Source organism: Candidatus Nitrotoga sp. BS, from assembly GCF_927797785.1.
In the GTDB taxonomy this organism is placed as follows: Bacteria; Pseudomonadota; Gammaproteobacteria; order Burkholderiales; family Gallionellaceae; genus Nitrotoga.
Genome location: NZ_CAKMLL010000056.1, coordinates 15,295 through 39,434, shown reverse-complemented (window position 1 = coordinate 39,434; position 24,140 = coordinate 15,295). Strand labels below are relative to the sequence as shown.

The window sequence follows — 24,140 nt, the reverse complement described above, 5'->3', positions numbered from 1 at the left end:
GCGTTCGGTTCACACTGCCAACAACAAATCCTCCATTGCCCAATCGGTGCCAACTATCGCAATTTTCATGACAGATGGTTCTTCTCTGAGTTAGTGATAGTTCATACCACTATTATTTTTTTGCTTAGATGCCGTTAAGGGAAATGGGCGTTCATAGCCTTACTTGGCCGTATCGACAAGTATAGTGCCAACTAAAGATCACAAGGATGTAGTAATTGGCAGCAACCATTGCTAATTCATATCAATTGTGCTCATATTCAAAGTATGCACCTTGCCATCTAATAGCCGCTATCGAACGCCGCTTCCAAAGACAGGGAATGAATACACAAAAAATGAGGTTGATTATGAAACAGTCTAGAATTGTTATTGCCATTGCCGTACTGATGTTATCGGCTTGCGGAGATAAGAGTGAAAAAGAACCCACTGTTGCCCCAGTATCGCCACCTGTAGTTGAGCACAACACTCCCGTTATCACCGATCCGCCAACGGCCTCCCCCACGGAGGACAAGGTATCGGAAATGCCATTGCCCGCGTCGACGGTTGTTACTCCAACACCGCCTGAAAAAACAGGCAAACTACCAAAGACGAATGACGACATAAAAAATGAGTTGGTTAGCCCTAAAAAAGCACCCAGCTTAAAACAAAACTCTCCAGTTACTACTGGGCAACCAGTGCTCACACCCACAAAGGAAAAGGTGCTGGAAAAGAAAGGGCTAGAATCTGCTGCCTCCAAACCCTCCTCTCCGACGATGACCGAAATGCCACTTACAGTGCATAAAGGTGCGGAGGGTGAGGCGTTGAATCGAGAGGCGGGGCTGGATTTAGCTAGACAAAATGGCTGTCTAGTCTGTCACAAGATCGAAGCCAAGCTAGTTGGCCCCGCATGGCAAGACGTAAGCAACCGCTACAAAGGTGATCCTGACGCCAAGGCACGTCTTATTACCAAGGTAAAGACAGGCGGCAAGGGCAACTGGACGAAGGAGACCGGTGGAATCCCAATGCCCCCATACTCTCCTCGGGTATCAGATGAAGATATCGAGAAGTTGGTGACATTTGTGCTGTCCCTATAAGCTATGGAACTCAACTACCACCTACTAAAGTAGGTGGGTTGAGGCTCCGGCCGCCGCCCACTAAAAGTGGGCAAACCGTGGCGGACTCCTCTAAAACCATATTCACAGAACGTGTGATGAAACTCATATAAAGCTGGTGGTATTTACCAATTGATAGAAAATCAATAAGTCGCAAAGTGCGGAGTGCTGCACGTAACGCAGCGACAGCTTCACGGCAATTGAAGAGCACTTCTATAAATCCCATTAATTTTCACCCGCCGTCAACAAATTTCATTTTCAGATGATGTTCCGGTGAGGCTTAACGGGATTTATAGAAGTGCTTTAATGGATTATTTGAGCTAACAAATGGTCAGCTACCTTGCCGTTCAAGTGCCCACGCCACATGCTCGCGCACTAACGGAGATGCATCTTGAGCACGCGCTTGCAGCGCGGCCAGAACTTTAACGCTGTTGGGTGCATTACCTAGCGCCACAGCGATGTTGCGCAACCATTGCTCATGACCGATGCGGTAAATAGCACTGCCAGAAAATTTCTGATGGAACGTTTCCTCGTTCCATCCAAATAATTCGGTTAATGCGACATCATCCAATCCATGTCTTGCAGCGAAATCCGGTTCGAGACTTTTATGCGCAAAACGGTTCCATGGACACACCAATTGACAATCGTCGCAACCATAGATGCGATTGCCGATAAGCGGGCGTAACTCCACAGGAATACTATTTTTAAGCTCGATAGTCAGGTAGGAAATGCAGCGCCGTGCATCCAGCTTGTAGGGCGCGATGATGGCCTGCGTAGGACACACTTGAATGCACGCCATGCAGGTGCCGCAATGATCCGATTCTGGCTTATCAATGGGAAGCGGCAGATCGGTGTAGAGCTCGCCCAGAAAAAACCACGAACCATGGTCGCGCGACAGCAGCAGCGTGTGTTTGCCACGCCAGCCCAGCCGAGCTTTATATGCCAACTCAACTTCCATGACTGGCGCGCTGTCGGTGAATACGCGATAGCTGAAACCACTTACCTCAGTTCGGATTTTTTTTGCCAGTTTTTCCAATCGGTTGCGCAATACTTTGTGGTAGTCGCGTCCCAAGGCATAGCGTGAAATGAAAGCGCGGCTACCATCCTCCATTACCTCCCAAGAATCTTTTACACTGGGCGGATAATAGTCCATACGTACAGAGATGACACGCAGTGTTCCCGGAATTAATACCGCCGGACGGCTGCGTTTAACGCCATGTTTTGCCATATAATCCATCTCGCCATGGAAGCCTCGCGCGATCCACTCCAGCAAGCGCTCCTCGGCATCATGAAGGTTTATATCAGCAATACCTACTGCCTGAAATCCCAGTGCCCTAGCCCATTCCTTTATTTTGGTGGCCAGTGCGGTGTAATCCACAATTTGAGGTGTTTCGATTTGCATAATCAGAATAATAGCCGAATAAGCCTGCCGCTGGACGATGAAGTCGCTACCGTTGCTTTTGCGGCACGCTTGGCACCGGGAATAAAGCCTGGCATGGTTATTTATCTGCACGGCGATTTAGGCGTCGGCAAAACCACTTTTGTTCGTGCATTGCTGCATGCGATGGGCTATATTGGACGGGTAAAAAGCCCGACTTATACTTTACTTGAGCTGTATCAAGCGGGTGGGTTACACTTGTGCCACTTTGATCTCTACCGCTTCCACGACGCGGATGAGTGGGATGATGCTGGCTTCCGCGATGAATTTGACGGGCGGAATGTACACCTTGTGGAGTGGCCAGAAAAAGCGCAAGACCTTCTGCCACAGGCAGATATGGAAATTACAATCAAAATTTTATCTACTGAAACAATGTGTAATGGTCGCAATATTGAAGTTCGTGCAATTTCACAGATGGGTAAGGAATGCTTAGAAACACTGCAAAGTTAGTTGTATTTTGCCTTTTGCTGTGGCTTCCCCACGCACAGGCAGCTATCACCATCAGTGCTGCCCGCGTTTGGCCAGCACCTGAATACACTCGCGTAACGCTGGAATCAAACAAACCGATCCACTATGAACAATTTACCCTTGAAAACCCTGATCGACTGGTAATTGATCTGAAAGGTGTCGAAATAAATGGCATTCTAAATGAGCTCGCCAGTAACGTTCACAGCGACGATCCTTACATAAAGAGTGTACGCGTGGCTCGCTTCAAACCTGGCATAGCACGCTTGGTGTTCGACCTTAAATCCCAAGTTAAGCCGCAATTATTCAACCTTATGCCGGTGGCAAAATACAGCCATCGTATGGTTCTTGATATCTACCCCGCCATTCCCTTTGATCCGATGATGGCGCTATTACAGGAAAAACCAGTAATTCGCACGCTGGAATCTGACCCAGCCACCGTAAGTCAGTTACGTCAACAAACTGAATCAAACTCCAAATCGAGTCGGCAACCTGAGGTGACAGCACGTACTCTCATCGTTGCTATCGACGCCGGACATGGCGGCGAAGACTCGGGTGCGATAGGATACCGTGACACACACGAAAAAACCGTCACGCTGGCCATCGCACGCAAACTGAAGGAGCTGATGGATGAGACCGAAGGTATGAGTGGCGTATTAATTCGCGACGGCGACTATTTCATTTCGCTGAACGGGCGTGTACAGAAAGCACGTCAAGTGCACGCCGACTTGCTTATCTCTATCCATGCCGACGCTTTCATTAAACCCCATGTACGCGGTTCCTCAGTATTCGCTCTGTCCAAACGCGGTGCTACTAGCGCCAGCGCACGCTGGCTAGCAAAAAAAGAAAATGAGGCTGATCTAATTGGCGGCGTGAATCTCGCCGCAAAAGACCCTGATCTCGCACGCACACTGCTTGACCTTTCACAAACAGCCACCATTAGCGACAGCATGAAGCTTGCCCAGCATGTACTAGGAGAGGTGGGCAACATCAATAAATTGCATGGCAGCTCTGTTCAACAAGCTGGTTTCGCCGTGCTGAAATCACCGGATATTCCCTCGATATTGATTGAAACCGCTTTCATCAGCAATCCCAGCGAAGAGCTTCGCCTGAATGACAAGGGCTATCAGGGAGAAATGGCACGCGCCATTCTCAGTGGTATCAAAGGCTATTTCGCGACAAAACCCGCGCTTTCGAAACCCCGTTTAGTGCAGAATAAGTTAATTTCCATGTAACTCAAGCTTCCATAAATTTGCGTGATAAATAACTCACTATTTGTATATTGAGCGACAATCGTCAACCCATACAAACTCTATTTATCTGATAGATAAAACATAACGATAGCGAGCAATGTGACAATTTACGATATATTTAACGGGGATGCGGACGGTATTTGTTCCTTGCATCAACTTCGTCTCGCTGATCCGGCTAAAAGCGTTCTCGTCACGGGCGTAAAGCGGGACATTTCATTGCTGGCACAAGTACTGGCTGAAGTCGGTGACCAAATTACCGTTTTGGACATTGCCATGAGCAAAAATCGGGAGGCGCTAATGCTAGCATTGGAGCGTGGAGCGCAAGTGCAATATTTTGATCATCATACCTCTGGCGACATTCCCGTTCATCCTCAACTAACCACTTTTATCAACACTTGCCCCAACATCTGCACTAGTTTGCTGGTTAACAATTACCTGAACGGACAATTTTCAATCTGGGCAGTGGTCGCCGCATTTGGTGACAACATGCTTGAAAGCGCTATTCACACATCAAAAACTCTGCAACTTACCTCTACCCAGCTAGATGCGTTGAAAGAATTGGGGGAATGCATCAACTACAATGCTTATGGTGAATCATTACAAGATTTATATTTTCATCCAGCTGAACTTTATCAAGTCATGCACAACCATCGCGACCCATTTACCTTTATCCATGAAGAGCCAACCTTTGAAACTTTGAAAAATGGCTATATTGAAGATATTGCACTCGCCCAAAAACTAAAACCAGAAGTGGAAAGTACCACCGGGGCGATTTACTTTCTTCCCGATGCACCATGGAGTCGACGCATTTCTGGCGTATTCGGGAATCTCCTGGCCACTGCTTTTCCTTTAAAAGCCCATGCTATTTTAACTAAACGCACCAATGGAGGGTTCGTAGTCAGCGTGCGCGCACCATTGGCTACAAAAAGCGGAGCCGATAAAGTGTGCGAGCAATTTGAAACGGGCGGAGGAAGAAAAGGGGCAGCCGGCATTAATTGCCTGCCTGAAGATCAATTTGGCCGGTTCAATCAAATATTCAACTCAACATTCAATCACGATGCCTAACGTAATAGATAAATTAATCACACCATATGGTGGTGACCTCATCAATCTGAATGTCGACCAAAAGCGTGCGGAAATTTTATGCCGTGAAGCCATAGATTTTCCATCTCTGGATCTTAACCAGCGACAATTATCAGACTTGGAGTTGCTGCTTAACGGGGGATTCTCTCCATTACGCGGCTTCATGAACCAGGCCGACTACAACAGCGTTCTGAATGACATGTGCCTCGCTGATGGCACCTTTTGGCCTATGCCCATTACTCTGGATATTCCAGATTTATCAGTTGCCCAACAACTTGTACCCGGAAGCCACCTTGCGTTACGCGATCCAGAAGGCTTTATGCTGGCCGTGATCACAGTGGAAGAGCTTTGGCAGCCTGACAGAACAGTGGAAGCACAAGTTTTATTCAATTCTGACGATCCCGCTCATCCTGGTGTCGCGCATCTTTTGCAGCAAAAAGGCCAGTATGCTGTTTCTGGGCGTCTTGAGGGGTTATCCTTGCCCTTACGCCACGACTACCCGACACTCCACCTTACACCGGAAGAATTGCGCAATTCTTTCGCGCGGCGCGGCTGGCGCCGTATCATTGCTTTTCAGGCACATCAACCATTACATCGTGCTCAATATGAATTAACGCTGCGTTCTGCCATGGCCTATGAAGCCAATTTGTTAATCCACCCTGTCATCGGTAACGCAAAATCTGATCATCTCGATTACTTCACTCTGATTCGTTGCTATCAGGCAATCATGCCGCGTTTTTCTTCCACGACTACGACCATCTCCTTACTTCCTTTATACCCTCGCGGATCCGGCTTACGAGAAGTCTTTTGGCAAGCTATTGTGCAACGTAATTATGGCTGTTCTCATTTAATTGTTGGCGGCGAATATACGGAAAATGAGGGTACCCGACGCGGCATAGATTTGTTTCAGGAATACTGTTTGCCCACCAATGCAGCGAAGCGCAACGCTATAGGCATAGAATTGATTCCCTTTCCCCGCATGGTTTACGTAGAAGAACGGGCAAAATATCTACCTCTTGAAGAAGTGCCTGAAGGAGCACATAGCACTAGTTTGACCGATACGGAATTAAAACGTCGCCTAACGGAAGGGCTTCCAGTTCCTGAGTGGTTTTCTTATCCAGAAGTTCTGAATGAATTACGTGTAGCCTATCCAGCCCGCGACAAACAGGGCCTTACGATATTTTTTACTGGCTTGTCTGGCGCCGGAAAATCAACTTTGGCCAAAGTTCTTATGACCAAATTACTGGAAATGGGAGGCCGTCAAGTCACATTGCTGGATGGCGATATCATGCGCAAACATCTTTCCAGCGAATTAGGCTTCTCGCGTGAGCATCGCGATATCAACGTACGGAGAATCGGTTTCGTAGCTTCCGAAATAACCAAGAACCATGGTATCGCGATTTGCGCGCCGATAGCGCCTTATTATGCCACGCGCCGAGACGTACGGATCATGATCGAACCATTAGGCGGTTTTTTCGAAATTTACGTGGCGACGCCGCTGCAAGTATGCGAAGGTCGTGATCGAAAAGGACTTTACGCTAAAGCTCGGGCTGGCATTGTTAAGGAATTCACCGGCATCAGTGATCCCTATGAAACTCCGGAAAAACCAGAACTAGTAATTGACACCACAAATATTAGCGTGGAAGAGGCGGTGCAACAAATCTTGCTCAAACTAGAACGCGAAGGATACGTGCGTTAATGTAAGAACCATATATGATTTTTATAACCCATATATTTTTTGTCCTGCTACTTTCTCAAACACATTTCTTGGGTCTTAAGGGAACATGCGACACTGCTTAACCTTCTTGATCGCAACGGCAGTTCATTAGGCCAGAGATATTGACAGACTTTTAGCAGTGACTTGAGTTTCTCTTAAGATCATCAAGCATTTACACGACGCTTAAATTCACCAGTGCGTGTATCAATTTCGATTTGATCACCAATTTCGCAAAATGCGGCCACCTGTAACTCTGTGCCAGAACCAATTTTGGCAGGCTTCATTACTTTGCCGGAGGTATCGCCACGCGCTGCCGGTTCGGTGTAGATAATTTCGCGTACTACAGTATTTGGCAGATCAACCGAAATAGCTTTTTCGTTATAAAAAACCATCTCACAGGCCATACCGTCTTCAAGGTAGTTGAGCGATTCACCCAAGTTTTCTTTTTCTACTTCATACTGATTGTAATCAGCATCCATGAACACATACATAGGATCGGCGAAATAGGAATAAGTGGCATCCTTTCGATCAAGCAAAACTATTTCAAATTTGTCGTCTGCCCTGTAGATTGTCTCGCTTGGCGCATCTGTCAACAAGTTTTTGAATTTCATTTTGACTACCGAACCATTACGGCCAGAGCGGGTATATTCAGCCTTTAAAACCACCATGGGGTCACTGCCGACCATGACGACATTACCTACCCGCAGTTCTTGTGCTATTTTCATGTCTGCTTACCTTAAATCTGATTTACATTCCAAGCTGCGCATTCTATCAATTTTTTGAATAAAATTCAGCAAATTCAAAATGAGGCTATTGCCGGATAAATATTGCGACCATTCGCGCGCATGCCTTTGCAATGAAGCTGTATGAACCAAATATTCGTTCCAAGCGATTTTTGAGTTTGTCGAGATTGCTTGGCCTTCGTTTATTCCAATGTTCCATCCTTTCCACAACCTATTTAATGCTTGTGCTACCTCAGACTCCAGCCCGGCACAATACAACTCCATGAAAGCGCTTAGTTTATTGACATGCGCATTATCCTGTTGCGGGTAGATATGCCAAACAAATGGCTTTCCTGCCAATTGCGCGCGCACGCATGAATCTTCTCCTCGCACAAAGTTAATATCGCAGATCCACAACAGTTCGTCATAACGCTCTTGCTCGATAAACGGCAAAACACGAATTTCCAAATTACCGTACTGTAATATGTCGCCCGCATCAACAAGTTCCCGCCCGAAAAAGGATGCAACCTGGGACAACGCACCGGCTTCCGGTACTAAACACAGCATTGGGATATTAGACTTTGCCCAAGTAGAAAATAATTCCGGCAGTGAGCTGTTTTCGTAGCAAAATAACGACACGCGCAGTTCGCCTGGCTTAGGTATTGGCACACCAAGTGCCCGCCAAAATGCAGCCTGCGAGTGCAGCTCGCTCTGAAATGCATCGCGTCGTGCAATGATATCTCGCTCCAGCAGTATTCCACCAGTTTGCGGGGTAAACCCTGGGAAAAAGAAATATTTACTAAGGGGTAAAGAAGGATGGGGGGAAGGTAGGCAATGACAGCCAGCTACCCACTCTTCCGCACTGAGGTATTCTAGGTTAATCCAGATCGATTTGCGCTCTAGCGCCACCATCCTTACCACGTAGTGCTCTGGCAATTGACATGCGAACGCCTCAATTACCAGTTGCGCCGGCTCAATATTTGACAGGGGAAGCTCTAAATATGCTGAACTCCAATGCCTGATTTCCACGCCAAAACAATACTGTATTAGCATATCTGAAGAGATTGTCGGCTGCAGCCTGCGAAAGCTTAACAAATCGTCCACCCATAGTCGCACTATCATCCCATGCTCGTGCGCCAGTTGTTTAGACAGACGCCAGCAAACGCCAATGTCGCCAAAATTGTCTATCACGGCGCAAAAAATATCGCAGGTAATCGGTTTATTCATCCCATTCACCAAGTGCATTTACAATGCATTTTTATTTTATAAATAAAAAAGCCCCATACCAAGGGGCTTTTTTATTACACCAAATTTTCAACCTTTACTCTGCAACAGGCGCTTCAGGCTCTGACACAATAAGAGCCTTCATGCTTAAGCGTAAGCGACCTTTCTCATCTGCTTCAAGCACCTTGACTTTTACAATCTGACCTTCTTTCAGAATATCCGATACAATATTAACGCGCTCGTTTGAAATTTGCGAGATGTGAAGCAAACCATCTTTTCCAGGCATGATATTTACGATCGCGCCAAAATCCAACAGCTTTACGACCGAGCCTTCATAAATTTTTCCTACCTCAACTTCCGCTACAATATCTTCAATACGTTTTTTTGCTAACATTCCCCCTTCACCACTAATACTGGCGATGGTTACATTACCTTCATCGTCAATATCGATAGTAGTACCAGTTTCCTCAGTTAACGCGCGTATCACAGCGCCGCCCTTGCCAATCACATCACGGATTTTCTCAGGGTTGATCTTAAGTTTAATCATGCGTGGCGCATGAGCCGACACTTCTTCACGTACTGTAGGCATGGCCTGCTTCATAATACCCAAAATATGCATGCGCCCTTCTCGTGCTTGACTCAAGGCTACTTGCATAATTTCACTCGTTATCCCATTGATCTTGATGTCCATTTGTAGTGCAGTAATTCCCTGCTCTGACCCTGCAACCTTAAAATCCATGTCACCCAGATGATCTTCGTCGCCAAGAATGTCGGTCAGTACAGCAAAGCGATTGCCCTCTTTAATCAAACCCATGGCAATACCTGCCACATGAGTCTTAACAGGTACACCGGCATCCATCATCGCCAAACAACCACCACATACTGATGCCATTGAGCTAGATCCATTCGACTCGGTGATTTCAGAAACCACGCGTATGGAATAACCGAACTCTTCCTCACTCGGCAACGATGCAACCAGGGCACGCTTGGCTAAACGACCATGTCCAATTTCACGTCGCTTTGGTGTACCAACGCGACCTGTTTCACCGGTAGAATATGGAGGGAAATTGTAGTGAAGCATGAAGCGATCCAAATATTCACCTTGCAAAGCATCAATTTTCTGCGCATCGCGCGCAGTGCCTAAAGTGGCCACTACCAGTGCCTGAGTTTCGCCACGGGTAAACAGCGCTGAACCATGCGTGCGAGGTAATACGCCAGTGCGTATTGCAATCGGACGCACGGTACGTGTGTCACGCCCGTCGATCCGAGGTTCACCGCTTAGTATCTGGCCGCGTACAATCTTAGATTCCAGTGCTTGAAACAAATCATTAAGATGATTTTTCGGCACCGAACCATTTTCAGATGCGGACATGGTGTCCAGAACTCGTGCGCGAATCGCGTCCACTTGATTGGTGCGTGACTGTTTTTCGCGAATAGCATAAGCTTGCTGCAAATCACTTTCGGCCAGTTCGGCAATTTTAGAGCTCAACGGAATATCATGCACAGGCGCATTCCAATCCCAATCTGGTGCACCGACTACATCCGCCATTTCGATTATTGCCTGAATCACTGCCTGCATCTGCTGGTGGCCAAACATTACCGCGCCTAGCATCACTTCTTCAGACAATTCTTGTGCTTCTGATTCCACCATCAAAACCGCCTGTTCCGTACCAGCGACTACCAGATTCATCTTGGAGAGAGTAAGTTCCTCTGCGGTCGGGTTAAGTGCATATTCACCATTTAGGTAACCAACGCGCGCCGCACCTATAGGGCCATCAAACGGAATACCGGACAGCGCCAAGGCAGCAGAGGCACCAATCAAGGCAGGAATATCAGAGTCAATCTGGTCATCGGAAGACATCACCGTAGCAACGATTTGCACTTCATTATAAAAACCTTCCGGGAACAGCGGGCGTAACGGGCGATCGATCAAACGAGATGTCAAGACTTCCTTTTCGCTAGGACGCCCTTCACGTCGGAAGAAACCGCCTGGAATCTTGCCTGCAGCATAGGTACGTTCCTGATAATCCACAGTCAATGGGAAGAAATCCTGTTCCGGTTTGGCATCTTTCCTGCCTACCACGGTTACCAGAACAACCGTATCGTCCAGGCTGACCACGACTGCTCCGCTTGCCTGACGTGCGATTTCCCCAGTTTCCAAGGTGAGTTGATGATTGCCATACGCTAATGTTTTCTTGTAGTGACTCAAAGTGCGCCTCTCTGTGCATGACGTGGCGCTATTGCGCCATGGGGTAAAGCTATAATCGGGATAAATTCAACAAAAACAACACGGGCCGCATCTGCGACCCACTCGGTATTATTACTTGCGCAACTCCAAACGCTGAATCAATGCTCGGTAGCTGCCCTCATTTTTGCCCTTAAGGTAATCCAAGAGCTTGCGGCGACGACTCACCAATCGCAGTAAACCGCGACGAGAATGGTGATCCTTTATGTGCTCCTTAAAATGACCAGTCAAGTAATTAATACGAGCAGTCATCAATGCAACTTGTACTTCTGGTGATCCAGTATCACCTTTGATGCGTTGGTAATCAGTCACAATTTGCGCTTTTTGCGCTGCCGTAATAGACATATTATTCACACTCCACTAAATAAAAAGTGCCGCATTTTACTCTCGAATGCGGCGGTTGCTCAAGTCTATTCGGACAAGAACGTAATCCAATATTACGTTAACTAGTCCGACAGCTTCATAAATTAATGCGAATCTTTGCCTATTTTTGAAACAGTTAATATGCAAAGTTTCGATCTATCTGGCATTAAACTAGTGTAGGCATCATTTGCTCATTAAGTATCCCACTAACACATTAAGTACCCCACTTTTACAATCCTAACTTTAAAGCATAAAATTCATCAATGTAGCTTCGCAAGCTCCCCGCTCAGATTAATTTTCTTTAGCACTTCATATCAGAAGCACTTTAAAAATAGAACAGAAACTTATACTACGTAAGCAGCACTTTTCGCCACACTGGACAATAATCTTACAGGGGTCAGCCGTTGTTCCAGCAGATCGGCCACTCCGATGAAACGCCCTGCTCCATATAATCGAACTTTGCCGTCCAGCATCGCTGTATCAATGACGAACCGCTGTCCCTGAGCAATGCGGGTCACTTGCGCCGCATCCAAATCAAGCACAGGTAGCTCTCGCAGCAAGCTATCTAACGGCAAAATGTATGCCTCTCGTTCTAGCATAGTTACCGACTCCACCTGAGCCAAGTTATGCGCACCTTCAAGACAAAATCGGCCAATAGCTGTGCGGCGTAATCCTTGCAGGTGTGCACCACACCCCAAAGTCGATCCAATATCCTCGGCTAGCGTACGCACGTAAGTACCCTTGCTGCAACGCACTGTAATCTCCATCTCGTTACCAGCGAAACGCTCCAGCACCAGTTCGTGTATGATCACACTACGGCTTGCACGTATTACAGTTTCACCCTTACGAATGTACTCATATAGTGGCTTCCCTTGATGTTTGATAGCGCTATGCATAGGCGGTATCTGCTGAATTACACCGATAAATTTACTTAATACCGAACGTACCTCTGCTTCATCCAGCTCTACAGCACAGGTACTGGTGATTTCGCCCTCGGCATCTCCCGTGGCAGTCGTTTGCCCAAGCCGAATCAATGCGCAATATGTTTTATCAGCCTCCAGCAGCGAACTGGTGAACTTAGTTGCCTCACCAAAACAAACAGGTAGCAATCCAGTCGCCAGAGGGTCCAGCGTACCGGTATGACCCGCCTTCTCTGCTTGAAACAGGCGGCGCACCTTTTGCAAAGCGAGATTGGAACTAAGTCCTAGAGGTTTGTCGAATAACAGAACACCATCTAACGGACGCTTTATACGGTTCATATTAGCTTCTCGAAGCATCCTTCTTTACCACATTATCAGCAGGAAGTGAGTGGTCATCTGCTCCCTCTTTTGACAAGAAATCCAAAGGAGCTATGGAAGGGCTGTGAGATGTTTTGTCGCTGGCAACAGCTTGATCAATTAATTGCGACAAATGCGCGCCACGTTCAATCGACGGATCGTAAATAAAATGCAGTTGCGGCATGATGCGCAGTTTCATCGCATGTGCGAGTTGACTACGTAGATAACCACTAGCACGTTCCAAACCTTGCTGCACTGCAGCGTTTCCTCCGTCCAGGGCAGTGTAAAACAACTTGGCGTGAGAATAGTCCTTGGTCACCTCAACTCCTGTTAGGGTGATCATACGCACTCGAGGATCTCTCACACCCAGGCGCAACAACTGAGCCACTTCGCGCTGAATCTGTCCAGCAATTCTGTCTGTTCTAGTGTAGCCTTTAGGCATTTAGAGGACGTGCCACTTCAATTATTTCAAATGCTTCAACCTGATCGCCCACTTCAAGGTCATTAAAATTACGCAACGACAAACCGCACTCAAAATTTGATCGCACCTCCTTGACGTCATCCTTGAAGCGTTTCAACGAATCCAGTTCGCCAGCATGAATAACCACGTTGCCACGCAACACTCGCACCTGCGCATTACGCTTGATTATGCCATTGGTCACGTAGCAACCGACCACGGTGCCGATCTTTGAGATGACGAATACTTGGCGTACTTCCACCATACCGAGGATTACTTCCTTTTTTTCTGGAGCCCGCATACCTGACAAAGCCGCTTTAATAACATCTACCATTTCGTAAATGACATTGTAGTAACGCACATCTACGCCAGCAGATTCCGCCAGCTTGCGCGCAGCAACATCGGCGCGAGTATTAAAACCAATCACGATGGCCTTAGAAGCCAGTGCTAGGTTAATGTCAGATTCACTGATCGCACCAACAGCACTGTGAATCAGATTAACTTTCACCTCATCGGTGGATAGTTTTTGTAAGGCATGTGCAATCGCTTCACAAGATCCCTGCACATCAGTCTTGATAATTAATGGCAGCATACGCACTTCGCCCTCAGCCATCTGTTCGAACATATTTTCCAGCGTAGCGGCCTGCTGCTTGGCTAGTTTCACAGCACGGAACTTGCCTTGACGGAACAAAGCAATTTCACGTGCCTTCTTCTCATCTGAAAGTACCAGCACACTTTCTCCCGCTATAGGCACTTCGGATAATCCCTGAATCTCCACTGGGATCGATGGCCCGGCCTCATTTATTGCCTTGCCATTCTCATCCAGCATGGCGCGAACACGTCCGGATACAGCGCCGACCAGCACTGCGTCACCTCGCTTCAAAGTACCTGACTGCACCAGTATAGTCGCTACCGGCCCTTTACCTTTATCCAACCTAGCTTCAATCACAATACCCTTGGCCAAGCTTAGCTTTGGTGCGGTGAGTTGCAGCAATTCAGCTTGCAATGACACACTTTCCAACAAGGAGTCTACACCCAGTCCGCTCTTTGCAGATACTTCAACAAACATGGTATCACCACCCCAGTCTTCTGGCACCACGCCCTCTGCAACCAATTCTTGTTTTACACGTTCGGAATTAGCATCGGCTTTATCAATCTTAGTCACTGCTACCACGATAGGTACGTTGGCTGCTTTTGCATGGTTGATTGCCTCTTTGGTCTGAGGCATTACCCCATCGTCAGCTGCCACCACTAATATCACTATGTCGGTCACTTTTGAGCCGCGTGCTCTCATTGCCGTAAATGCCTCATGGCCCGGCGTATCCAGAAAAGTAATCATTCCTCGCGGAGTATTTACATGGTAAGCACCGATATGCTGCGTGATGCCGCCCGACTCGCCGCTGGCTACACGGGTTCGACGAATGTAATCTAGCAATGATGTCTTACCATGATCAACGTGACCCATTACAGTAACTACCGGAGCGCGCGGTTCGAGAGGTGCATTTTTTTGCTCTTCAGATTCTGCCAGGTAAGCGCCAGGATCATCCGCTTTGGCTGGTTTGGCTATATGTCCCAACTCTTCCACTACAATCATCGCAGTTTCCTGATCCAGCACCTGATTAATGGTCACCATGGAACCCAATTTCATTAGTGCCTTAATAATTTCGATGGCTTTGATTGACATTTTCTGCGCCAATTCTGCGACACTTATCGTTTCTGGCACCATTACCTCATGCACAACTGGCTCTGTCGGCAAGGAAAAAGCATGCTGGGCGGTTTCTTCTTGTTTGACATGTTTAGTGTGATGACGCGGGCTAACTTTTGCACGGCCAGCCGTCCAGCCGCCAGGTCGCGCTTCTACGACTGCGGGGGTGCGCTTCTTGTGACCAGCCTCAGTCCATGGACTGCCTTTGTCTGGGATTGCGGCTTTAACACCCTTTTTGGCCGCAGGCCGAGCAACCTTGTCACCAGGCTTGGGCATAGGCTTATGTAATGTACCTTCGGCCAAATCAGGCTTTACAACAGAGGCCGCCTCTACTTCTGGAATTGAAACCACCTTGGTTTCTGGCTCTTGAATGGGGAGCACCACAGGCTCGACAACTAGCGTCCCTTTGCGTTTGGCGTGTTCTTTCTTGGCTTGGATTTCAGCGGCCTGGCGTGAGGCTAATTCTGCCTGATTACGCGCCTCTTCATTACGCAGAGCAATTTCTTGCTCGCCCAATATGTCCGCCCTTGAAGTCTTTGATATTGCTTGCGCTGGGGGGACAACCTTTACTACATCAGCAACTGATTGTTTTATATGGACAGCTGTGACTGGAGCAACTACGCGCTTCTTGCGCACTTCAACCTGAATGGTACGAGCCCTGCCCGTACTGTCCGATTTTTTGATCTCTGAGGTTTCACGGCGAGTCAATGTAATTTTTTTATTATTGGCACTGCCACTGCCATGCGTACTATGCAAATGCTCCAGTAGCTGCGCCTTATCCTGTTCCGATATGCTGTCTGATTCCTGCTGTCTGGCAACCCCGGCAGCCTGTAGCTGTTCTAGCAGCAATTCAACTGGCAAGCCAAGCTCACCCGCAAACTGCGCTACATTCATTTTTCCCATTACAACCCCTTAACCCCAATAATTTGAGACTTATAGCACTCAATACGCAACAAAAACCATTTGCCAAAATAGTATATAAATTAAATTCGCTCATGTTAAGTCTGGCCAGGCAATATTTTGTTCTATAGGATATGCATAAATGACCACATTGACCCAATACGAAGCTTATATATCCAATAAAACTTGGATATATAAATCATGCAATTTTTTATGGTAACGCTGGTCAATATAACTAAATTTAGCCAACCCCATTAAGCAAACCAAGGAGCGCGTGCAGCCATAATTAATCGATTTGCGCGCTCTTCATCCATTCCCGCCTGCTCAACCAGCTCGTCCACGGCCAAATCGGCAACTTGCTCTTGTGTGCAGATTCCTTTGCTTGCCAGAACACGTGCAGTATGCTCGTCCATACCGTCGAGCTTAACTAAATCTTCAATGTTATGCTCCACCTGCTCTTCATTTACAATTGCTGCAGTTAACAGGGCATTACGTGCTCGACTGCGCAATTCATTCACTGTAGCCTCATCAAGTGATTCTATTTCCAACATTTCGCTCAGTGGCACATAGGCCACTTCTTCTAATGTGTTAAAACCTTCTTGAACTAGAATATCTGCCACCTCTGCATCCACATCGAGCTTTTCAATGAATAAATCACGCACTTTAGAAAACTCCTGCTCATTCTTCTGGCTAGATTCCTCTATAGTCATAATATTAAGCTCCCATCCGGTCAGCTCACTAGCCAAGCGTACATTCTGGCCATTTCGTCCAATAGCCTGCGCAAGATTTTCTTCTTCAACGACCACATCCATGCTGTGATTATCTTCATCCACCATAATGCTGGCCACGTCAGCCGGAGCCAAGGCATTAATAACACTTGTAGCTGGATCTTCCGACCAAAGTACAATATCAACGCGCTCTCCCGCCAACTCATTGGTTACTGCTTGCACACGCGAGCCGCGCATGCCCACACAAGTGCCGATCGGATCTATCCGTTTATCGTGGGAGCGTACCGATATTTTTGCGCGAATTCCAGGATCGCGCGCAGCACTAACTATCTCCAATAACCCCTCCTCCACTTCCGGCACTTCAAGCTCGAATAATTTAATCAAAAATTCAGGTGTAATGCGAGACAGCGTAATTTGCGGCCCACGTACTGAACGATCCACACACAATAAATACGCGCGCACACGATCACCAACGCGCATATTTTCTTTTGGAATCATCTGATCACGCGGCAACAATGCTTCAATTTTGCCGAATTCGATGATGGCATTCCCACGCTCGATGCGCTTCACCGTACCAGACACCAAATGCTCTTTTCGCTCCATGAAGTCACTCAGAATTTGTTCGCGCTCAGCGTCACGAATTTTCTGAAATATCACCTGCTTAGCGGCTTGTGCACCTATGCGCCCAAAGTCGATGGACTCAAGTGGCTCTTCGATAAACTCTTCCAGCTGGATATCCGGATTACGTTTCTGAGCCTCGCCAAGCTTGATATGCAGATCTGGCGTTTCAAAAGTTTCATCATCCATTACTTGCCAGCAACGAAATGACTCGTACTCACCAGTGTTACGGTCAATACTGACACGCACATCAGATTCTTCGGCAAAACGCTTCTTGGTAGCAGACGCCAAAGCAGACTCTAGCGCACCAAAGACGACGCCCTTGTCCACATTTTTTTCACGCGCCAAGGCGTCAACCAACAATAAAACTTCACGACTCATAACAGCCTCCAACCAACCCGAATGTTTTTTAAATTAACGCGTTTACTCGCATATTTTTTATTTTATATGCATGGTAATAGCCATATTAAATTTTGTTTCACCCAAGCAAATGTGCAACCACATTGTCCTTTCATATTACGAGGTCAGATAAACAAAAAATTATTGTCATAAATATTGCAACGATAACGCGTAAAACGAATTTTAAAATTTAGCCCAAGCAAATCGTTCGCCATAAGCAAACGTCAAAATGTCGGCACCAAATGCGCCTTATCCAAATTGGACAGCTCAATCAGCACCAGCTTACCATCCACGTCTAATTGCAATACACCATCTTGAAGGTTACCAAGAATACCGATGAAATTCTTACGGCCTGCCAATGGGATACGCAATTTTAGCTGCGCCTTCTTGCCGCAAAAGCGTACGAAATCTGCCTCCTTCTTAATTGGCCGGTCTAATCCCGGAGATGAGATTTCTAGGCGCCCGAAATCTACCCCCTCTACCGCAAACAAGCGCGTCAACTGGTGACTGACCAACTCACAATCCTTAACCGTAATCCCCGCCAGGTTATCAAGCAGCACTCGCATCAAACCCCTGCCAGACACTTCAAAGTCAACTAACTCATAACCCAAGCCAGTCACCGTCGTTTCCACCAATCTCGCTACATCCATAATCATGCCCACAAATAAAAAACGGGCCTAGGCCCATCTGGAAATCTGCGCGGATTATAGCAAAAATAATCTGTTAGTGGAAATTGACCTCGCCACGACTTTCACTTTGCAAGTACCGAAGGAGGCAATTTATTTGGCTATACCATCATTAAATCATTAATTATGCGGATTCAAGCTCGAAGTGCAACACGAGTTGTAACAGCTGACCTCATTGCATTTTTAGCTTGATCGATACCTCTGGCGGCATCAAGGCAAGTGCTATCCAGAAAGCTTCGTATCTATCGTAAGCTTGATTGAAGAAAATGAAGCACTACCCTAGCAAAGCGAGTATTTCTCGGATTTCTCGATGTAACTCTGACAAATTTGCGGACGACTGAAGTATCTGCGGCTGCGAATCTGCTACAGTTTGCTCGACAGCACTATTCAGGCGGCCGCGAGCTCCACTGATAGTAAAACCCTCTTCATACAGCAATTGCCTGATACGACGAATGAGTAAAACTTCATGATGCTGGTAGTAGCGCCGGTTACCACCCCGCTTAACTGGTTTCAGCTGGGTAAACTCCTGCTCCCAATAACGCAACACATGCGCCTTCACACCGCACAAGTCACTTACTTCACCTATAGTGAAATAACGCTTTGCCGGAATCGATGGCAGAATGGACTTAAGCTTGTGGTTTTCCATGATAGTTTAGCTCTACCATGCTCTTAAGTTTCTGGCTGGGATGAAACGTCACTACGCGGCGCGCCGTTATGGGAATGTCTTCGCCTGTCTTTGGATTGCGCCCAGGACGCTGGGGCTTATCACGTAATTGAAAATTACCAAAACCGGATAGCTTAACACTATCACCATGTTCTAGTTGAGCACGAATTTCCTCAAAATAGGCCTCAACCATGTCCTTGGCTTCACGTTTATTCAAGCCAACTTTTTCAAATAGTAAATCCGCGAGTTCTGCTTTGGTCAATGTCATTGATCACCTCTTATATTCGTAACTCCGCACCGTGCTGTTGCAAAACTTCTGTCAGGCGCGCGATACTTAGTTCGATTTCACTATCAATTAATGTTTTTTTAGTATCTTGCAATAACACACGGAAAGCAAGGCTTTTTTTCCCATCCCCCACACCTTTACCACGATACTGATCAAACAGTGCTAGCTCTATCACATAAGATGCATTACTACCTAGCATGACATCCAGTAAAGATTGAACCGTTACACTTTCATCCACGACTACGGCAAGATCGCGGCGCACCGGCAGAAACTTAGAAACCTCGTTGACATGCGGTACATCGGCTGATTTCAAAGCATCCAGCTCAACCTCAAACCACACCACTACCTGGGAAATTCCATACTGCTGCAGCCACTGCGGATGCAACTCACCTATCCAACCCACCACCTGCCCATTAAGCAAGATTTGCGCCGAGCGCCCAGGGTGCGAAGCGGGATGCGGCAATGCCAAAAAACTTAATGCAGCTGGAGCGAACAAAGCTTCTATATCTGCCTTTACATCGTAAAAATCCACGCTGCACGCCGCCACACCCCATTGTTCAGGGAGCTGAGTTCCGTAGCTCAATCCAGCGAATCGCTCACTCTGCGAATAATTTTCACCAGTAAAGCACGCTCCTGTCTCGAACAATCGCACACGAGACTGCTTGCGTGCAAGGTTTGTACGTAAAGCACCTATTAAACCACCTAAAAGGCTACTACGCATCACCGCCAATTGACTGGAGATTGGATTTTTCAGAGTAATGGGTGTGGTATTAGCGCACAAATCACGCTCAACCTCCGCCTCATGAAAAGCATAACTTATCGTTTCCTGATAGTCACGCGCCACCATCATTTGACTCAGGCGAGACACTGAACGCTGTGTTTCTGCTTGCAGAACCATCATAACTGTAGTTTGTGGCGGCTGTGCGGGAATGTTATCGTAGCCGACTATCCGTGCGATTTCCTCAATCAAATCCACTTCCAGCATCAAGTCAAAGCGGTAACTGGGTGGCATTACATGAAAATCTTCACCCTGCTGTTCGAATTTAAATTGCAGCCGTTTCAGCAAGACGGTGATTTGGGCGGTATCCAGTACAATGCCCAGCACGCGCTTTACTCGACCAGTACGTAACGTTATAGCATTACGCACCGGTAATTTTCCATGCACCTCGCTGATTGCACCAGCTTGTCCACCACAAATTTCCAGTAATAATTGTGTTGCACGTTCCAGCGCCACGCGTGTCTCAGAAAAATCTACGCCGCGCTCAAAACGATATGAAGAATCAGTGGAAATGGTCAGTCTACGCGCTTTCCCAGCTATTGCATCGGGTACAAAGAAGGCACTCTCTAGGAAAACATCACGAGTGGCCGTTTCCACGCTGCTTGCAATGCCTCCCATAATTCCAGCCAATGCCAGCAATCGCGTATCATCTGCAACCACCAGCATGTCGTCCTGCAGAATGACGTTTTGTCCATTGAGCAAAGCTAATTCCTCACCCGCTCTTGCATAACGCACTGTAATGCCACCGGCGAGCTGATCCAAGTTGTAGGCATGAAGAGGCTGACCAAGCTCAAGCATGACGTAATTGGCTATATCTACCACTGCATTGATACTACGCAGCCCGCCACGTTCCAGACGGCGCATCATCCATGACGGAGTCGCAACAGCGGAATTCACACCGCGCACAATACGACCGCAATATAGCCGACAAGCTTCGGGAACATCAATATTTACTGCTATGGTTTCAGTCAAATTCGACAGAACGGGATCTACCTGCAACGCATTCAATGCACCTCCGGCAATCGCCGCCACTTCCCTCGCCACGCCCGCCATACTTAAACAATCACTACGGTTGGGAGTCAGCTTCAAGGTAAACAGCATATCGTCTAGCTCTAAATATTCGCGTAACCCCACCCCCACCGGCGCATCCTCAGGCAACGAGCACAATCCTTGACTCTCTTCGGCCAATCCCAGCTCCTTGGCAGAACACAACATGCCGAAGGAATCTACATTGCGCACCTTGGCTTGCTTAATGACAAAGTCACCTGGCAATACTGCACCGATGCGCGCACAAGGCACTTTCATACCTACGGCAACATTAGGTGCGCCGCAAACGATACTCAGAGATGCTGTCTCGCCCACATTAACCTGGCACACACTTAGCCGATCCGCAACAGGATGTTTGATCACCTCCAGCACTTCTGCCACCACTACATTGCTAAATGCAGGCGCGACTGATTCCAAAGCTTCCACTTCGAGCCCAGCCATCGTCAATACATGAGCCAGCTCGTGACTGGAAAGCTCGGGATTGATCCAGGATCTTAACCAATTCTCGGAAAATTTCATGCTAGTTGAATTGCTTCAAAAATTGTAAATCACCTTCATAAAACAGTCGCAAATCAGCCACACCATAGCGTAACATCGCCAATCGCTCGACTCCAAGGCCAAAGGCAAAACCCAAATATTTTTCGCTATTGATAGCGACGTGCTGTAACACATTCGGATGCACCATCCCACTGCCTAGCACCTCTAACCATCCAGTATGACTGCACACGCGACAACCCTTGCCGTTACACTGCACACACTGAATGTCCATCTCTGCCGACGGCTCGGTAAATGGAAAGAATGAAGGACGAAAACGAACCTGCAAATCATCGCGCTCGAAGAAACATTGCATAAAATTCGACAGTACACCCTTGAGCATAGAGAAATTCACATCCTCATCAATCCACAGCCCTTCCACCTGATGAAACATTGGTGAATGGGTCACATCTGAATCGCAGCGGTAAACCCTTCCCGGCGCAATAATTTTCAGTGGAGGGGCATTATTTTCCATATAACGGATCTGCACCGGCGAAGTATGGGTGCGTAATACATGCTTTTTATCGACGTAAAACGTGTCATGCATGGCTCGTGCTGGGTGGTTTTCTGGAATATTGAGCGCTGTAAAGTTATAAAAATCACTCTCGATTTCTGGACCCGATGCAACAGTAAAACCGAGTGAATGAAATAGACTTTCAATACGTTCAAGCGTGCGTGTGATCGGATGCAAACCACCACAACCCAGCCCTCTGCCTGGCAGAGTAACATCCAGCGACTCCGCCTTAAGTTTAAGCTGTAACTGGCTATACTGCAGGGCCTCGCGTCTTTGCTGCAACGCACTTTCGATACCCTGCTTAACCTGATTGATCCGAACCCCTGCTGCCGGGCGTTCTTCGGCGGACAGCTTGCCAAGACTTTTCAACAACACCGTTAAACGACCTTCTTTACCCAGATAGCGCGCCTTAACCTGCTCCAATTCCGCTGCCTGATCAACGGCGGCAAACTGCTTTAGTGCTTCATCGAGAATTTTCTCAAGTTCTTGCATGACAATTATTTATTATTTATCTACCCTGACAGAGGAGACAGAGAGGTTAGCGGCGTAATTGAGCCGAAATCGCGAATCGCCCGAAAGTCAATCACAAAAGTTAATTGCTAGTCAAGCAGACAACCAGAACAACTTTAAAAAAACAAAAAAGAGGCGCCGAACGCCTCTTAAAATGTGGTTAGCTTGCGTTTAAACGCCGAGGCTTGCTTTGGCCTGTCCAACAATCTGTATGAAGGCAAGCTTATCAAATACGGCAATATCTGCCAGCACCTTGCGGTCGATACTAATCGCGGCCTTCTTCAAACCGTTCATGAACACACTGTAGCTAAGGCCTTGCTCACGTGCCGCCGCATTAATACGTGCAATCCATAATGTGCGGAACTGGCGTTTACGTTGCCGACGATCACGGTAGGCGTACTGACCAGCCTTCATTACTGCAGCTTTGGCGATACGATAGACATTTTTACGGCGACCACGATAACCCTTGGCCAGATCTAAGATTTTCTTATGGCGCGCTCGCGCCGTTACACCACGTTTAACTCTTGGCATGAATTACTCCTTATGCGTAGGGCATCATGGCGCGAATAGACGCCGTGTTGCTTGCGTGAACTTCAGCAGTACCACGCAATTGACGCTTGCACTTGGTAGTCTTTTTGGTCAGGATGTGGCGTTTAAACGCTTGTGCGCGCTTGATGCTGCCACCTGCACGCACTTTGAAGCGCTTTGCCGCACCACTTTTTGTTTTCATTTTAGGCATAACAACTCCTTTATTTTATGACTCCAGGAGGTTCCTGACAGGAACACTTAAAAACCCGAGACCACTTATCTGAAACCGCTTATTGTACAGCTACTCGAACCAGCTCCTTAATCCGAGTAACGTCGAAAAAACACCCTTGACAAAACCGGGGGCCTTAATTCATTAAAATTATTTTTTCTTCGGCGCCAGCACCATCACCATCTGACGACCTTCCATTTTAGGATACTGCTCCACGGTACCGTGCTCCCCAAGATCAACCATTACACGCTCCATCATTTGCATACCAATGCTCTGATGCGCAATCTCACGCCCTCGGAAACGTAACGAAATTTTGGTCTTGTCACCCTCCCCTAGGAATCGGGTTAAGTTACGCAATTTGATATTGTAATCACCACTATCCGTACCGGGCCTGAATTTAACTTCCTTAATCTGAATCTGTTTTTGTTTAAGTTTAGCCTCGTGCTGCTTCTTGCTCTCGGCATATTTAAACTTACCGATATCCATAATCCGGCAAACAGGCGGCTCCGCCATCGGCGCAACTTCCACCAGATCCAGGTCAGCCACTTCGGCCAAACGTAACGCTTCCCCGATTGCCACAACACCGAGTGGCTCCCCTTCTACACCAACTAGCCGCACCTGAGGTGCTGTTATTTGCTCGTTGAGGCGTTGTTCTTTATCCTGAGCTATTGCAGTTTCTCCA

Annotated in this window: 22 protein-coding genes and 1 pseudogene; 5 read left to right on the top strand and 18 right to left on the bottom strand. The window is 47.3% G+C overall.

The window, feature by feature from the left end; genetic code table 11:
• Window positions 1-344: 344 nt before the first annotated feature.
• Window positions 345-1,070 carry a c-type cytochrome gene (locus MJ769_RS06165; protein ID WP_239235261.1) on the top strand — a complete coding sequence of 242 codons (726 nt, stop codon included), beginning with the start codon at window positions 345-347 and terminating at the stop codon, window positions 1,068-1,070.
• 10 nt (window positions 1,071-1,080) lie between these two features.
• Here the strand turns inward: MJ769_RS06165 and MJ769_RS06160 are convergent, their stop codons facing one another.
• Together MJ769_RS06160 and queG are read right to left on the bottom strand one after the other, a co-directional pair.
• Window positions 1,081-1,314: a hypothetical protein gene (locus MJ769_RS06160; protein ID WP_239235259.1), complete on the bottom strand. Its 234-nt coding sequence runs from the start codon at window positions 1,312-1,314 to the stop codon at window positions 1,081-1,083.
• Window positions 1,315-1,419: 105 nt separating this feature from the next.
• Window positions 1,420-2,490: a tRNA epoxyqueuosine(34) reductase QueG gene (queG, locus tag MJ769_RS06155; protein WP_239235257.1), complete on the bottom strand. Its 1,071-nt coding sequence runs from the start codon at window positions 2,488-2,490 to the stop codon at window positions 1,420-1,422.
• On the opposite strand from queG, the gene tsaE reads away from it, so the two are divergent.
• From tsaE to MJ769_RS06135, 4 genes are all read left to right on the top strand, one after another.
• On the top strand, window positions 2,485-2,976 hold the full coding sequence (gene tsaE / locus MJ769_RS06150) for a tRNA (adenosine(37)-N6)-threonylcarbamoyltransferase complex ATPase subunit type 1 TsaE (RefSeq protein ID WP_239235255.1): 492 nt from the start codon (window positions 2,485-2,487) through the stop codon (window positions 2,974-2,976). The genes queG and tsaE overlap by 6 nt on opposite strands.
• Window positions 2,952-4,226, top strand: coding sequence for an N-acetylmuramoyl-L-alanine amidase (locus tag MJ769_RS06145; RefSeq protein WP_239235253.1), 1,275 nt, complete (start codon window positions 2,952-2,954; stop codon window positions 4,224-4,226). Before tsaE ends, MJ769_RS06145 begins: the two co-directional genes overlap by 25 nt.
• A 117-nt stretch (window positions 4,227-4,343) precedes the next feature.
• Window positions 4,344-5,309, top strand: coding sequence for an acetyltransferase (locus MJ769_RS06140; RefSeq protein ID WP_239235251.1), 966 nt, complete (start codon window positions 4,344-4,346; stop codon window positions 5,307-5,309).
• Complete coding sequence (locus MJ769_RS06135; protein WP_239235249.1) at window positions 5,302-7,026, top strand: bifunctional sulfate adenylyltransferase/adenylylsulfate kinase; 1,725 nt, start codon at window positions 5,302-5,304, stop codon at window positions 7,024-7,026. Before MJ769_RS06140 ends, MJ769_RS06135 begins: the two co-directional genes overlap by 8 nt.
• Window positions 7,027-7,208: 182 nt before the next feature.
• Here the strand turns inward: MJ769_RS06135 and efp are convergent, their stop codons facing one another.
• The 16 genes and pseudogenes from efp to infC all read right to left on the bottom strand — a co-directional run bounded on the left by efp (window position 7,209) and on the right by infC (window position 24,127).
• Window positions 7,209-7,769: an elongation factor P gene (efp, locus tag MJ769_RS06130; protein WP_239235247.1), complete on the bottom strand. Its 561-nt coding sequence runs from the start codon at window positions 7,767-7,769 to the stop codon at window positions 7,209-7,211.
• A 6-nt stretch (window positions 7,770-7,775) separates the two neighbouring features.
• Entirely contained in the window at window positions 7,776-8,993 is a 1,218-nt protein-coding gene (earP, locus tag MJ769_RS06125; protein WP_239235245.1) for an elongation factor P maturation arginine rhamnosyltransferase EarP, read from the bottom strand.
• Window positions 8,994-9,087: 94 nt separating this feature from the next.
• The gene (gene pnp, locus MJ769_RS06120; protein WP_239235243.1) at window positions 9,088-11,199 is read right to left on the bottom strand and encodes a polyribonucleotide nucleotidyltransferase; all 2,112 of its coding nucleotides are present in this window, start codon (window positions 11,197-11,199) and stop codon (window positions 9,088-9,090) included.
• A 111-nt stretch (window positions 11,200-11,310) separates the two neighbouring features.
• Window positions 11,311-11,580 (bottom strand): 30S ribosomal protein S15, encoded by a 270-nt coding sequence (rpsO, locus tag MJ769_RS06115; RefSeq protein WP_173052917.1) that lies wholly within the window; start codon window positions 11,578-11,580, stop codon window positions 11,311-11,313.
• A 362-nt stretch (window positions 11,581-11,942) separates the two neighbouring features.
• Window positions 11,943-12,857: a tRNA pseudouridine(55) synthase TruB gene (truB, locus tag MJ769_RS06110; protein ID WP_239235241.1), complete on the bottom strand. Its 915-nt coding sequence runs from the start codon at window positions 12,855-12,857 to the stop codon at window positions 11,943-11,945.
• A 112-nt stretch (window positions 12,858-12,969) separates the two neighbouring features.
• A pseudogene (rbfA, locus tag MJ769_RS06105) lies at window positions 12,970-13,317 on the bottom strand (30S ribosome-binding factor RbfA); the annotation flags it as partial.
• Complete coding sequence (infB, locus tag MJ769_RS06100) at window positions 13,310-15,940, bottom strand: translation initiation factor IF-2 (protein WP_239235239.1); 2,631 nt, start codon at window positions 15,938-15,940, stop codon at window positions 13,310-13,312. The gene infB and the pseudogene rbfA, both read right to left, overlap by 8 nt.
• 251 nt (window positions 15,941-16,191) lie before the next feature.
• A complete protein-coding gene (nusA, locus tag MJ769_RS06095) occupies window positions 16,192-17,664 on the bottom strand; it encodes a transcription termination factor NusA (protein WP_239235237.1) in 1,473 nt (490 codons plus the stop codon).
• A gap of 242 nt (window positions 17,665-17,906) precedes the next feature.
• The gene (gene rimP, locus MJ769_RS06090) at window positions 17,907-18,332 is read right to left on the bottom strand and encodes a ribosome maturation factor RimP (protein ID WP_239235235.1); all 426 of its coding nucleotides are present in this window, start codon (window positions 18,330-18,332) and stop codon (window positions 17,907-17,909) included.
• A gap of 310 nt (window positions 18,333-18,642) precedes the next feature.
• Complete coding sequence (locus MJ769_RS06085; RefSeq protein WP_239235233.1) at window positions 18,643-19,014, bottom strand: MerR family transcriptional regulator; 372 nt, start codon at window positions 19,012-19,014, stop codon at window positions 18,643-18,645.
• Complete coding sequence (locus MJ769_RS06080) at window positions 18,995-19,300, bottom strand: integration host factor subunit alpha (RefSeq protein ID WP_239235231.1); 306 nt, start codon at window positions 19,298-19,300, stop codon at window positions 18,995-18,997. Before MJ769_RS06080 ends, MJ769_RS06085 begins: the two co-directional genes overlap by 20 nt.
• Window positions 19,301-19,310: 10 nt before the next feature.
• A complete protein-coding gene (gene pheT, locus MJ769_RS06075) occupies window positions 19,311-21,662 on the bottom strand; it encodes a phenylalanine--tRNA ligase subunit beta (RefSeq protein ID WP_239235226.1) in 2,352 nt (783 codons plus the stop codon).
• 1 nt (window position 21,663) lies between these two features.
• Window positions 21,664-22,683, bottom strand: coding sequence for a phenylalanine--tRNA ligase subunit alpha (gene pheS / locus MJ769_RS06070; protein ID WP_239235224.1), 1,020 nt, complete (start codon window positions 22,681-22,683; stop codon window positions 21,664-21,666).
• A gap of 189 nt (window positions 22,684-22,872) precedes the next feature.
• Complete coding sequence (rplT, locus tag MJ769_RS06065; protein WP_239235217.1) at window positions 22,873-23,232, bottom strand: 50S ribosomal protein L20; 360 nt, start codon at window positions 23,230-23,232, stop codon at window positions 22,873-22,875.
• A 10-nt stretch (window positions 23,233-23,242) separates the two neighbouring features.
• On the bottom strand, window positions 23,243-23,440 hold the full coding sequence (gene rpmI / locus MJ769_RS06060; RefSeq protein ID WP_239235216.1) for a 50S ribosomal protein L35: 198 nt from the start codon (window positions 23,438-23,440) through the stop codon (window positions 23,243-23,245).
• A 168-nt stretch (window positions 23,441-23,608) separates the two neighbouring features.
• Window positions 23,609-24,127 carry a translation initiation factor IF-3 gene (infC, locus tag MJ769_RS06055; RefSeq protein WP_239235347.1) on the bottom strand — a complete coding sequence of 173 codons (519 nt, stop codon included), beginning with the start codon at window positions 24,125-24,127 and terminating at the stop codon, window positions 23,609-23,611.
• Window positions 24,128-24,140 lie beyond the last annotated feature (13 nt).

Bases quoted from the DNA above. Each gene is read 5' to 3' on its own strand.
- pheS (WP_239235224.1), bottom strand. From the start codon at position 22,683: ATGCAAGAACTTGAGAAAATTCTCGATGAAGCACTAAAGCAGTTTGCC.
- rplT (WP_239235217.1), bottom strand. From the start codon at position 23,232: ATGCCAAGAGTTAAACGTGGTGTAACGGCGCGAGCGCGCCATAAGAAA.
- rpmI (WP_239235216.1), bottom strand. From the start codon at position 23,440: ATGCCTAAAATGAAAACAAAAAGTGGTGCGGCAAAGCGCTTCAAAGTG.
- MJ769_RS06135 (WP_239235249.1), top strand. From the start codon at position 5,302: ATGCCTAACGTAATAGATAAATTAATCACACCATATGGTGGTGACCTC.
- infB (WP_239235239.1), bottom strand. From the start codon at position 15,940: ATGGGAAAAATGAATGTAGCGCAGTTTGCGGGTGAGCTTGGCTTGCCA.
- MJ769_RS06085 (WP_239235233.1), bottom strand. From the start codon at position 19,014: ATGGAAAACCACAAGCTTAAGTCCATTCTGCCATCGATTCCGGCAAAG.
- pheT (WP_239235226.1), bottom strand. From the start codon at position 21,662: ATGAAATTTTCCGAGAATTGGTTAAGATCCTGGATCAATCCCGAGCTT.
- rpsO (WP_173052917.1), bottom strand. From the start codon at position 11,580: ATGTCTATTACGGCAGCGCAAAAAGCGCAAATTGTGACTGATTACCAA.
- rimP (WP_239235235.1), bottom strand. From the start codon at position 18,332: ATGGATGTAGCGAGATTGGTGGAAACGACGGTGACTGGCTTGGGTTAT.
- MJ769_RS06160 (WP_239235259.1), bottom strand. From the start codon at position 1,314: ATGGGATTTATAGAAGTGCTCTTCAATTGCCGTGAAGCTGTCGCTGCG.
- earP (WP_239235245.1), bottom strand. From the start codon at position 8,993: ATGAATAAACCGATTACCTGCGATATTTTTTGCGCCGTGATAGACAAT.
- truB (WP_239235241.1), bottom strand. From the start codon at position 12,857: ATGAACCGTATAAAGCGTCCGTTAGATGGTGTTCTGTTATTCGACAAA.
- MJ769_RS06145 (WP_239235253.1), top strand. From the start codon at position 2,952: ATGCTTAGAAACACTGCAAAGTTAGTTGTATTTTGCCTTTTGCTGTGG.
- MJ769_RS06165 (WP_239235261.1), top strand. From the start codon at position 345: ATGAAACAGTCTAGAATTGTTATTGCCATTGCCGTACTGATGTTATCG.
- MJ769_RS06080 (WP_239235231.1), bottom strand. From the start codon at position 19,300: ATGACATTGACCAAAGCAGAACTCGCGGATTTACTATTTGAAAAAGTT.
- queG (WP_239235257.1), bottom strand. From the start codon at position 2,490: ATGCAAATCGAAACACCTCAAATTGTGGATTACACCGCACTGGCCACC.
- efp (WP_239235247.1), bottom strand. From the start codon at position 7,769: ATGAAAATAGCACAAGAACTGCGGGTAGGTAATGTCGTCATGGTCGGC.
- nusA (WP_239235237.1), bottom strand. From the start codon at position 17,664: ATGAGTCGTGAAGTTTTATTGTTGGTTGACGCCTTGGCGCGTGAAAAA.